This is a genomic window from Bartonella sp. AU15XJBT, from assembly GCF_028618615.1.
GTDB lineage: Bacteria > Pseudomonadota > Alphaproteobacteria > Rhizobiales > Rhizobiaceae > Bartonella.
Genome location: NZ_JAQITG010000001.1, coordinates 282,494 through 294,850, shown reverse-complemented (window position 1 = coordinate 294,850; position 12,357 = coordinate 282,494). Strand labels below are relative to the sequence as shown.

Sequence of the window (12,357 nt, the reverse complement as noted above, 5' to 3'; positions counted from 1 at the left end):
TCAAGTTTTATCATAAAATGTCTTTTTATACGAAGAAATAAAAACAACAAATACTACACTTTAAGACTTTCAACTTCAACACACATAAAACAACCTGTTTCCTGTTCCATACGCCATAATTTCCCGCTAGAGATATCAAACCAAACCCCATGCAGTGTTAAAATACCTTGATCTTTGCGGAACTTTATCCACGGAAACGTCTCTAAATTTCTCAACGAATGGCGAATAGAAAGCTGCTCTAAAGCGGTTTGTTTTTCTGGCCAAGACAGCGACTTATTATTCAAAACGATTTCTGCGGCTGGCGCTAAAAGACTAATCCATTGGCCAATAAAATCATTTGACGATAAAGATTTATACGTCTCCTTAAGAGCGGTACGAACGCCTCCACAATGGGCATGACCAAAAACAACAATATGTTCCACCTCAAGCAATTGCACGGCATATTCAAGAGCCGCTGATGTTGCATGATATTTGTTATCAGGAGAAAAAGGAGGAACCACATTTGCCACGTTGCGTAAGGTGAAAATTTCCCCTGGTTTAGCATCGAAAATCATTTCTGGGATAGCACGCGAATCACAACAAGCAATAACCAAAACTTCAGGCTTCTGCCCCTCAATCGCCAATTGCTGATAATGTGCTGTTTTATATGAAAAATGATTATTTATAAAGTTTTGGTAACCACTTAAAAGTCTTTCTGGTAAACGGGTCATTCTCTCTTTACTTCTAATTCTCTCTTTACTTTCATTTCATATAATTAGAAAAACAAACTATTAACATACAAAAATACTAAAAAGGCCCCTTCATTGATGTAAAATATTTCTTTAAAAGTGTAAATTATTACTAAAAAATAACAAAAACAAAGTCATTCTTTCCAAATAAAGAGCTGTTTTCTTTAGGAAGAAAGTGTTACAGTGTAGGAAAATATAATGGTCTGCTCTTAAATAATGAAAACAAGAAAAGACCCAAAGAGCAAAAAGGGAGAGTGAATGTGTTACAACAAAAAACAATAGAAACAAAAAACACACCAGACAAAATAGAAAAGATCCTTTTTGCTCAAACCGATAAAGAAGATATTGTTTATTACGAAAATAAAGAACTTCAAAAAGCAGCAGCCATCGCAGTAAGAGCTTTCAATCTCCATCAAGCAGGAAAAAATACCATCTGCTTTGAACAAAATTTGACCCGCAATAACAAACCTATAACTATTATCACTCTTGTCAATGATAACAAACCCTTCCTTCTCGATTCTATTTTAAATGTCTTCAATCAACATAAAAACCATATTTATTTGATTGCACACCCCATTCTTGATTGTGCTTCTGGAAAACGCATCAGTCTGATGCAAATTCACATCGAGTCGTTAAACGAACAACAGATACAAAAACTTGAAAATGAACTCACCTTAGTTCTTGAGCAGGTTAATGCTGCTGTACAAGACTGGAAACCTATGCTTGAAGAAGTTGAAAAGCATATTCATGCCTATCAAACAAGCCTTCCATCACACTACAAACAAGAAGGCGAAAAGGCTATTGAATTTCTTCACTGGCTTACAGACGATAATTTCATCTTCCTTGGCATGCGCACTTACAACTTCATCAAAGATCAAAAACCTATAAAATCCTTTACAGCGAGTAACATTGAACTTGGTATACTCGCGGATGCTTCTATTCATATTGTTGATGATGAAAGTATGAAAGAACCTCCTCAGGAAGTCTTATCCTTTATGGAAAGTGATAACCTGTTTATTGTGACAAAAGCGAACAGCCGCTCCAAAATTCACCGTTCTGTTTGGCTTGATTATATTGGTCTTAAAATCTTTGATAAAGAAGACCAACTCTGCGGAGAATTACGCATTGTAGGGCTTTTTACCTCTTCAGCTTATACGCGCTCTATTTTGCAAATTCCTTTCTTAAAAGAAAAAGCCCAAACCATCATTCAACGCCTTGGATACAATCGTACTGACTATTCTGGAAAAGCACTCATCAGTGTTTTAGAAACCTATCCAAGAGATGAAATGTTTCGTACGGATGTTGATACATTAACAGAAAATGCCAAACTTATCCTGCAACTCGACGAACGTCCACGTTTGCGGGTGCTTGTCCACACTGATTCTTTTGGTCGCTTTGTTTCTATCCTTGTCTATGTACCACGTGACCAATACAGCAGCAGCCTCCGTGAAAAAGTTGGCGAACATTTTGTTGAGCTTTATAAAGGCGACTTTTTTGAATCCTATCCGCTATTTTTAGAAAGCACCCTTATCCGTGTCTATTATATTATCCATCGCAAAGGTAGCGAAACTGTTCCACTTCATGAGCGCACCACCCTTGAACAACATGTACGTTCAATCGCACAAAGTTGGGAAGATAGTGTTCAAACCTTCGCTCTTACCCACAAAACAACAGAGCCACAAACCCGTCTAGCCAGTGAATTTCCCAACAGCTATCGTGATTTATTCTCAGCGGAAGATGCCATTAAAGATGCTGGACATATTCTAAGTCTTCATGATAAGAAGCCTCTTTTCGTGACCTTTTATCACGCGCAAAACAAAGAAAAACAGAACATTTCTCTTCGGCTCTTTCACCGCCATAAAGCCCTTGCTCTTTCCAAACGTGTACCACTACTTGAAAATATGGGATTTCGCGTTATCGCGGAACAAACGCTTGAATTACCAAATGGCAACGGACAATCCGTATATCTTCATGATATGCAACTAGAAAGTATTTTCCAACTCTGTATCGATTTTGAAAAAGACGGTCAAAAGCTTGCCGAAACCTTTGAAGCCATTTGGGCACAAAATGCTGATAATGACGCCTTTAATGCCCTCACCCAAACTGCTGAGCTTGATTGGCATGAAATTGTTATTTTGCGCCATTACGGGCGCTATCTCCAACAAGCTGGAATTCCTTATTCGCAAGACCGCGTCGCCCAAACTTTAAATGCTTATCCTGACATTACCAAAGAGCTTTATGCTTTATTTCATTTCAAATTTCATCAAAGCCATACGGAAAAAGAACGGGCAAAAAACCAACAGGTTATTCAAAAGCGCATCGAAGAAAAATTGCGGAAAGTATCTGGTTTAGATGATGATCTCATCTTACGCCGATATTGTAATCTTATCGATGCGAGTTTACGAACAAATGCCTTTACACCTCTTAGCGATGGCAGTCCACGGCGTATTTTAGCCACCAAATTAAATCCGCGCCAAATTGAAGGTTTGCCTGAACCACGCCCTTATCGAGAAATTTTTGTTTATGGACCAGAAGTTGAAGGGGTCCATTTGCGTTTTGGCCCTATTGCTCGTGGCGGAATTCGTTGGTCTGACCGCGCATTAGATTATCGCACCGAAGTGCTCAGCTTAGTCAAAGCCCAACAAGTTAAAAATGCCGTTATTGTTCCTGCGGGTGCAAAAGGTGGATTCTATCCCCATCGCCTTCCTCAAACAAATGACCGTGCTCTCATCATAGAAGCAGCACGACAAGCTTATACGGACTTTATCACGGCTTTGCTCTCCATCACAGACAATCTGGTTAACGGCAAAATAAGTGCGCCCCACAATGTCATCTGTCATGATGATCCTGACCCCTATTTTGTTGTCGCAGCAGACAAAGGGACAGCAACCTTTTCTGATACAGCCAACGCCATCAGCCAAGCAAACCATTTTTGGCTTGATGATGCTTTTGCCTCTGGCGGCTCAGCAGGCTATGACCACAAAGCCATTGGTATTACAGCGAAAGGTGCATGGGAAGCCGTCAAAAGACATTTTCGAGAATCATTTAATCACGATACTCAAACAACGCCTTTCACTTGTGTGGGTGTTGGCGATATGTCTGGTGATGTCTTTGGTAATGGAATGCTCCTTTCCAAACAAACAAAATTAATTGCTGCTTTTGATCACCGCGATATCTTTATTGATCCAAATCCAAACATAGAAGAAAGCTATGCAGAGCGTATGCGTCTCTTCAAACTGCCTCGCTCAAGCTGGCAGGATTACGACCAAAGTAAATTATCAAAGGGCGGTGGTATCTTCTCACGAAAAGAAAAAATCATTACGCTCTCACCTGAAGCAGCACGCGCTATTGGTTTCGAAAAACAAACAGGAACCCCTTTTGAAATTATCTCTGCTCTTCTCAAAGCCCCTGTTGATCTTTTATGGTTTGGTGGCATTGGTACTTACATCCGCGCCACAACAGAAAGTGATGCCCAAGTAGGTGATCGTGCCAATGATGCAATACGCATTACCGGAGAACAAGTGCGTGCAAAAATTATTGGCGAAGGCGCTAATCTTGGTGTTACGCAACGTGGACGGATTGAATATGTCTCAAATGGTGGTCGCTGCAATACGGATGCCATTGACAATTCTGCCGGTGTGAATTGTTCTGATATTGAGGTCAATCTCAAAATTGTTCTTGCATCAGCCCTTCGTGCTAAAACACTCACCCGCGAAGAACGCAATAAACTCTTGAAAAAAATGACGCCTCAAGTCGAACAACTCGTCCTGCGTAACAATTATTTACAACCCCTTGCTCTTTCTTTAGCAGAAAGTCAAAGCACTGCTGATTTACCCTATCAAATACGCTTTATGCACGATTTGGAACAAAAAAAGCTTCTCGATCGCAGAGTTGAAGTACTTCCTGATGAGCAAGTTTTACGGCAAAGAACAACCCAAGGCAAAGGTCTTATCCGTCCAGAACTTGCTGTTATTTTTGCCTATGCTAAATTAACGCTCAAAGAAGAAATTGCCAATAGCCCCATTGTTGATGATCACTATTTCAATGCAGCCTTGCTGAATTATTTTCCAACCCAAATTCAAGAAAATTTTGAGAAGGAAGTTATTAACCATCAATTGCGTCGTAATATTATTGCAACGCTGATTGCCAACGATATTGTCAATCGTGGCGGTCCCACTTTTGTTAATCAACTCCACGATGCAACAGAACAAAAGGCTGAAAATATTATTCGCGTTTTCATTGCCATCCGTGATGGTTTTGAAATTCCTCAATTGTCTGATCAAATTGATAAGCTTGATAACAAAATACCTGGTCTTGTCCAAAACAAATTCTACGCAGCAATGACCCCAATGCTCTTTGAAACAACCAATTGGGGTTTGTACAACATGGATCTCTCACATCCATTAGAAGAAATTGTAAAAACAATAAAACAAGCCCGTAGTGTTATTGAAAAAGAGCTTATGCATTCTAACGATAACGATATTAAGCAAAAAATTGAAGAAAAAGCACGACACTACAGTGAAGAAGGAGCACCAAAAGCATTAGCGAAACAATTAGCTCTTTTGGAAGCTGCTCCAACCATTTGTGATATTTCTTTAATTGCAAAACAAAGCAACAGCGATCTTATTAAAACCGCAGGGATCTATTTTTCACTTGCGCAGATCATTCGTATAAACCGAATTAACGAAGCGAGAAGAACAATTCCTATCCTAGATTACTATGATAGTATGGCTTTAAACCAAGCCAAAGAAAATGTTTCCGAAAGCTTACGACAAATCGTTATGAAAATCCTCAAAAATTATGGAAAAAAAGAGGATCCTTTTGCCATTTGGAAAAAAACAAAAGAAGATGATATTCACAATATCACAAACCGCATTAGCGCTCTTATTGAAAATGATCTCAATATTTCTCGTTTTACTTTTGCAGCAGGATTGATTTCTCAACTTCAAAATATTGGCTTTCAAACTTAAAATGAGTATAAAACGCCCCACTCAAAAACTCCCATTCTATCCTACCACAACGAACCAACAAAGGTAGAGCGGGAGTTTTTGTTTTGGAGATGCAGCATCCAAAATAAAAGCCTCGCTCATTATCACAACAGAATTGCTTGTAACCATTTCAAAACGACAACAGGACAGGAATGGATTTTAACAATTGATTTCTCAACGTAAAAACATCAACTTTCAGATTTAAAAGCAGAACAAAACGACTAAGCTTTTATCCTTGTTCTATCAATTCGTGACCAATATCCATGTAATCTGACAATAGGTTTTATACCAAGTAAAATTAGGAAGTGATATGTATCTATTTTTTTACTATTAAATGCGCGTTTTGTAAAAATGGATTTTGACATCTGAAAATCGAAAAAATGTAAAAAATGGTAAAAATCGAAATTTTGTCACAAAAAGGATGACAGGCTTTGAAAGCTCTTTAAAGACCCTTTGAGAGCCCCTTAAAAATCATTTAGAAATAAAATGAATTGGTACAAAACTTAAGTCAAAATATACAAAATATCTGCTGGCAAGCTATAATCAACAAGGGAAGAACGGGGACACCAACCCGCATTTTTAGATAAAGCAATCCCTAAAATAACGCTTAAAGATTATTAAGCTTGCGCAGACAATAAACGCAGCACGGTTTCAAGAATCCCTATGGATTGAACCAAAAAAATTAAAATTCTGCTATTCAATATCCTTCATCATAAAAATATAATGCCTTGATTTACAATCATAACTTTATCATTTTGCATATTGAAGGAGAAACACAGTATTTTAAGTTTTTCTCATTTCAAATCTATTTAGATTGAATCAATCAAAATCCTCCCCCTTGCATGTTGGGAATGAGAAAGCCATGTAGATCACTTAATCAAGAGTAGATCACTTATCAAGGAAGGACTAAAAATGCCTCTTATGAACTATCTCAAAGGCTTATCGCAACATTAGGGGCTGGCAAGTAGTAATAGTGTGATGGTGTCGGCTTACTCCTTCACAAGCGTAAAGAGGATGGTGCTCAATGGACATTATACCATTCACGGGGGCGCGTTGGCGCAAAATGGACTTGGGTGCACTTTGAGAGATGTCTCTTTAAAACAAGCCCGTAAATATGCAACGCAGTATATTTTGTTTGGGATGCTTTGTTTTACGTGGAGGGCATGCCCCCATTAAAGAACAGAAAAAACAAAAGCGTATGTATCATCCATTATTTAAAAGACATGGCTGTAAATAGTTTTGAAAACATACAATCAAATTAAAAATAACTATAAAAATGGACATTGATTTTCCCTTTTATGACTTCATATTCTCCTCCAACTAGGCTGTTTACCTATTTCAGAGATTAGCCACACAGAGATACGCAATATGCTTGCTCTATCATAAAAAAAGGCTTACTAATACGCAATCTACTACCTATGTGAAAAATCAATTCATCTTTCTTTAGAAGTTGACTTTTTCCCAAGAGAGCGCGTGCTTTTTCTGTTGCTTGCAAATCAACATTCAGTCCTAATGCAGCAGCATATTTGAGATAAATATTAAAACGGTTCAGTGTTTTACGAGCTGTCTCAGCTTTTATATGCTAAACTGGAACGGGAATATTGCATGTATTTGTTTGTGTAATCTCTGAAACAGCTAGACAACCTAATTTAGGCAGAAAGTGAAATTTTAAAGCGATAAACTTGTTCCATCGCTACCTTCATTTTTTAATTTAGCTTTACGGATTTCAAAAGTCTCTAGAGCAATGTCTTTTAAATAATGGATGATACATACGCTTTTGTTTTTTCTGTTCTTTAATGGGGGCATGCCCTCCACGTAAAACAAAGCACCCCAAATATACTGCGTTGCATATTTACGGGCTTGTTTTAAAGAGATATCTCTCAAAGCGCACCCAAGTCCATTTTGCGCCAACGCGCCCCCGTGAATGGTATAATGTCCATTAAGCGCCACTCTCTTTACGCTTGTGAAGGAGTAAGCCGGCACCATCACACCATTGTTATTTGCCAGTCCCTAATGTTGCCGATAACCCTTGAATCATTGAGACGATTCATAAGAGGTATTTTTAGTCCTTTCTTGACAAGTGATCCGCATGGCTTTTCCATTTGTGAAGTGCAAAAGGACAGTTTTGTTTGATTCAATATAAACAGAATTGAGATGAGAGAATCATTCAAAATTATCATTCAACATGCAAAACAGTGAACACTTTTTATCAATCAATATCTTGCCATACAGACGCTCTTGCCAATTTCTTCTCAAACCTAAAGTGGATCAAGACGACCAAGTTCTAAAAATCCCAGTTTTACCCAGCCATGGCTAACAGTCAAGGAAAGAACGGGAGCGCCATCTGCATTTTTAGGAAGTGTACTCAAAATAAAAAATAACGCTTGAAAATTATCCGCTTCTTCAGGAAACAAGTGTTGCAAAGTCTCAAGAAACTTCATGTGCTGTATACAAGCAAGTTCAAATGTTGCTGTCAAATATCCTTCATCATCAAAAGAAAAAGGTCCACTGATATGCATCCCACCACCTGTATGAAAAGCCAATTCACCATGCTTTAAAATGCCACTTTTCCCATAGAGATGCTGTTTCCAATTTTTTCCTTCATTTTCAGCCAGAAAAGAAACATCATTTAAAATCCATTTCAAATTGCCATCAATTTTTGGAACTTCAACAAAAGAAGAGATAAAAATTGGAGAAACATCAAAACCGTCAAAAGTCATATTTCCTGAGAAATGATTCTTTTCACGCTTAAGATCAAGACGTAAAAATTCTGCCGTTATTTTTTGAGAGACATTTTTTGGCTTTAACTTCTGAACAGCCACATCAGGAGCATCTTGCAAAGATACCTTATCTTCAACATTTTGTTGTGTCGTCTTTTTATCTGCCGTTTGTGATCCCAATGCTTCTTGAAGCTTTCGATCCTCACGAGAAGAGGAAAGAGGAGAAAATTCAAGCCCTTCAGCGATAAACTTCAATGTCTGACCTGTTTTCCAATAAGGCTCTGTTTCAATCACCAAATTGCGCCAACGAGATACTATGGAAGTTTTATCAGAAAACATGATTGATGCAGGAGAATCAATATTAAACTCGACTACATGAGGAGCATAAATTGGTGCACCAGCCGTCAAACGCCCCGTCGATAAAGAAACCCCATATAAAGGCCAAGAAAATTGAAACTTGTCACAAACCACACCGATACGTAAAGGATAACCATTCTTACGCACATTCTCACACACTGCCGCCATATTATCGGAAGATGCTTTTGCGGATATATCAGAGACATAGTTCTCTATTTTACGTGAAAAAAAAACCAGAAAGCGCTATAAATAAGGACCAGGGCAAGACAAAACAGCCCACAAAATAAATAGCGCAAAGAAAAACTTTTTTGTGATGATGGTATTTGAGAGGATGTAGACAACTTTAAAACTTTCTTTATCTTTTGATTTTCACCCCACCCTAAAAAGGACAAAGATTCTTAACATTCACCAATCTATAAACAATCCAGCTTCTTAATCCATAGGGCTCTATTTTTTGACCACTTCATGGTGTCCACAATTCATCGTCCTAAAATACAGCATCTCATGATCTCAAGAAGCAAGATCCCCTTAAGAAAACTCTTTAACAAAAAACATCTTATATGTAAAGTTTTACATGAGTATTCTCTCTTTCACCTTAAACGACACTATTTTACTGTAAAACAAGATAACAATGTCAAGATTTTGATTTATAACGATAAATACCTATTTTGCATATTAAATAAAAGTCTCGAATATCGTAAGATTTTCTCATTTCAAATCCAGTTTATATTCAATCAATCAAAACCATTTGCTTGCACGTCAAAAGCGGAGCGAACATATGGGTAAACTGTACAAGAAAGGAAAAAACGCCTCTTATGAACCGTCTCAATGATTGAAGGGATGTCGCAATATTGGGGACTGGCAGATAGTAATAGTATGATGATACCGACTTACTTCTTCACAAGCGTAAAGATGGCAATGCTCTATAGATTTTATATTATCCATGGGAGCTTTATCGTTATACTATTCATAAGTCAGCGCCGTAAAATGTGCTTGGGTGTGCTTTGAGAAATGTCTCTTTAAAACAAGCCCGTAACTATGCAACCAAATGACGTTCTATTTTACGTGAAGGTCGTGCCCCCATTCAAGAATAAGTGCACACTCACACAAGTGCGGTCGGTGTACAAAAGATCTGCCGTAATGCACCTTCAAACCATTGGCTTAAAGCTCGATCATAGATTAAACGCCCTTTTAAATGTGCACAAGCAGGTTGAGCGCCTTTTTCGGTTAATTTATGTGCCGAACGTACCAACAAACGCCGCATCATAGCGCGTGTAAATTCAGCATGAAATTGCAAACCCCATGCATTGTTTCCATAACGGAACGCTTGCGTAGGATATGTATGCCCTGTTGCCAAAAGCATTGCCTCTTTTGGTAAATCATAAATACCCTCATCATGAAAATGATAGACCATTTCTGGCCAATTCATCAATTCCTTTCCTTGCGGGGTCACTTCTAGTGGATACCAGCCCACTTCAACAATCCCATCACTTCTTGTACCAACACGCCCCCCTAAATTTCGCGCTAACATTTGTGCTCCAAGACAAATACCCAAAAAAGGCTTATTTTCCTTTAGCGATAACGAAATCCAATCAATTTCCTCACCAATATAAGCTTCGCTGTCATTCACACTCATCGGTCCCCCTAAAATAACAACACCGACATAGTGCTCTAATGTATCAGGGAGTTTTTGTCCAAAAATAGGACGATAAACATCAAGAACAAAACCATTTTGTTGTAAAAATTTCCCCAAGCGACCAGTATAGGTAGACCGCCGATGAATAACGACAGCAATCCTTGGTTTGCTATTTTTTTGCTTTTTATCAAGACATCTCTGATTTAAAAACATTTCCTACCCAATCACCTCTGCAACCAAGCAAAACTTCATTTTTTTAAGCATAAGAGAATAATTTTATCGGACAAGATTAACGATAAGTTTTTTCTTCTACATTCATTGTTTCTTGTGAGAAAACACTCAAATTATCCTATTGACGCAATTTAAAATAAACGAAATTTTTTCCTTGATAACGACGTTCCTTCTTCTTCTGTTTTAATCCCTGGATCATCAACGTTTAAATGAATTTGGCTGAATGTTTTCGCATCTTGTTCTTTGATATCTTGTTTCTCCACCTGCGTATTATGCAAAAAAGAATCGTCTATAGGCGTTAATTTTTCAAGCTTCTTATCTTCAACACCCTCACTTTCTTCCACAACGTCCTCTTTATCTTGCTTTTTTGGCACAATATTGACTGCCTCTAATGTAAGAGAAGGGACACGGGGAGGCGCTTTCCATTCAAAACAGCCCAAACGTCCACTGATTGGAGAAACAGCTGACCAAGAAGAAAAAATGGACCCCTCACACATCCATACAGGATCACGTTCAGCACGAAGTGCTAGGGAAAGCCATTGACGCACAGCGCCTTGATTGTTTCCCTTAGCCTCTTCAATATCTGCCAACAATAAATAAACACTTTCCCGTGGATGATACTGCAATGCTTTTTGTGCCTGCTCTCTTGCTAATGTCGTTTCACCAGCATCCAAAGCAGCTTTGGCAATAAGGAAAGCAGACTCAAATGCATCTTTATTATAAGAAGCAAGTGTCTTAGCCCTTCTCAACCGTCCAATGGCTCCTTCTTCTCTTTCAATATAAAGTGTCCCCAAATCAGGATGAGGTTCCTTCTGCCAAGCCGCTATAATCATTTTATCCGCTTTACGCGTTTCATTTAATTTATAAAGAATATCAGCCGCTATAATTGTTATTGGAACAAAATCAGGCGCCAATTTATGGGCTTTCAAAATGGCTTCACGTGCTTGTACAGGATGTGTATCAAAAAGATGAAGAGCCTGCCCACTTAACAGTAAAACCTCGATATGCTGCCGCTCTGGAGTCGAACGAACAGAACGCGGGAGAGCTTTTTGCGCTCTTTCAAAAACAGTAAGTGCCTTATCCCATTTACCCTCAGCACCCAACCGATCAAGCACCGCCTGATGCGCCCATAAAAGTGCCGGCGATAAAGTTAGCGCTTCTTCTGCGTATTGTTGTGCTGCCTCATAAGCTTTACTCTTCATCGCTTCACGAAATAAACCGTAAAGTCCAACCAATTTTGTTGGATCTTCCTTTCTCATCTCCTCAAAAAGACTAATGGCGCGAACGGAGTTATTTTGTAATGACAAAGTTTGTGCTTTTAAGAGTTTTACCAACGGTTCTTGTTTTCCTGCAAGATATTTAGCAACCCGTGCTTCCATTTTTTGCGCAACCATACCATCACCAGCAAAAGTTGCAAGAATCCCCTTTGAGAGAGCTTCATAACCGCGCTTTCGATGGCGTTTATAAAAATAATTGGAAAGAGCACTCGGTATGGAAAAAAAGAAAGACAATAACCACCATAAAAGCACTAGCGCTACAAACAGCAAAGTAAGCACACTTAACACTGTAAGCAATGAAGCAGAAAATCTGAAGTGCAAAAATGTAAGGACAAAAATACCATTGTGATTAGCAACCCACACAAAAGCTAACCCAATAATACAAACAACAAAAGTATAAATAAAAACACGTATCATCTA

6 protein-coding genes and 1 pseudogene are annotated in these 12,357 nt (G+C 38.4%); 1 reads left to right on the top strand and 6 read right to left on the bottom strand.

All coding sequences use genetic code 11. The features are described from left to right. Positions 1-53: 53 nt before the first annotated feature. Complete coding sequence (locus PVV57_RS01045; protein WP_273717358.1) at positions 54-710, bottom strand: carbonic anhydrase; 657 nt, start codon at positions 708-710, stop codon at positions 54-56. Positions 711-988: 278 nt separating this feature from the next. On the opposite strand from PVV57_RS01045, the gene PVV57_RS01040 reads away from it, so the two are divergent. Then, positions 989-5,698: an NAD-glutamate dehydrogenase gene (locus tag PVV57_RS01040; RefSeq protein ID WP_273783264.1), complete on the top strand. Its 4,710-nt coding sequence runs from the start codon at positions 989-991 to the stop codon at positions 5,696-5,698. A gap of 1,468 nt (positions 5,699-7,166) precedes the next feature. Here the strand turns inward: PVV57_RS01040 and PVV57_RS10480 are convergent. From PVV57_RS10480 to PVV57_RS01020, 5 genes and pseudogenes are all read right to left on the bottom strand, one after another. Next, positions 7,167-7,301, bottom strand: a pseudogene (locus PVV57_RS10480) (integrase); the annotation flags it as partial. An 83-nt stretch (positions 7,302-7,384) separates the two neighbouring features. Continuing rightward, entirely contained in the window at positions 7,385-7,666 is a 282-nt protein-coding gene (locus tag PVV57_RS10475) for a hypothetical protein (protein WP_404977233.1), read from the bottom strand. Positions 7,667-7,974: 308 nt separating this feature from the next. Continuing rightward, on the bottom strand, positions 7,975-8,961 hold the full coding sequence (locus PVV57_RS01030) for a DUF2125 domain-containing protein (RefSeq protein ID WP_273783263.1): 987 nt from the start codon (positions 8,959-8,961) through the stop codon (positions 7,975-7,977). Between the two features lie 934 nt (positions 8,962-9,895). Next, positions 9,896-10,642 carry a glutamine amidotransferase gene (locus tag PVV57_RS01025; protein ID WP_273783262.1) on the bottom strand — a complete coding sequence of 249 codons (747 nt, stop codon included), beginning with the start codon at positions 10,640-10,642 and terminating at the stop codon, positions 9,896-9,898. A 149-nt stretch (positions 10,643-10,791) separates the two neighbouring features. Next, complete coding sequence (locus PVV57_RS01020) at positions 10,792-12,354, bottom strand: heme biosynthesis protein HemY (protein WP_273783260.1); 1,563 nt, start codon at positions 12,352-12,354, stop codon at positions 10,792-10,794. Positions 12,355-12,357 lie beyond the last annotated feature (3 nt).

Coding starts and splice junctions, on each gene's coding strand:
- PVV57_RS01045 (WP_273717358.1), bottom strand. CDS start 710: ATGACCCGTTTACCAGAAAGACTTTTAAGTGGTTACCAAAACTTTATA.
- PVV57_RS01030 (WP_273783263.1), bottom strand. CDS start 8,961: ATGGCGGCAGTGTGTGAGAATGTGCGTAAGAATGGTTATCCTTTACGT.
- PVV57_RS01025 (WP_273783262.1), bottom strand. CDS start 10,642: ATGTTTTTAAATCAGAGATGTCTTGATAAAAAGCAAAAAAATAGCAAA.
- PVV57_RS01020 (WP_273783260.1), bottom strand. CDS start 12,354: ATGATACGTGTTTTTATTTATACTTTTGTTGTTTGTATTATTGGGTTA.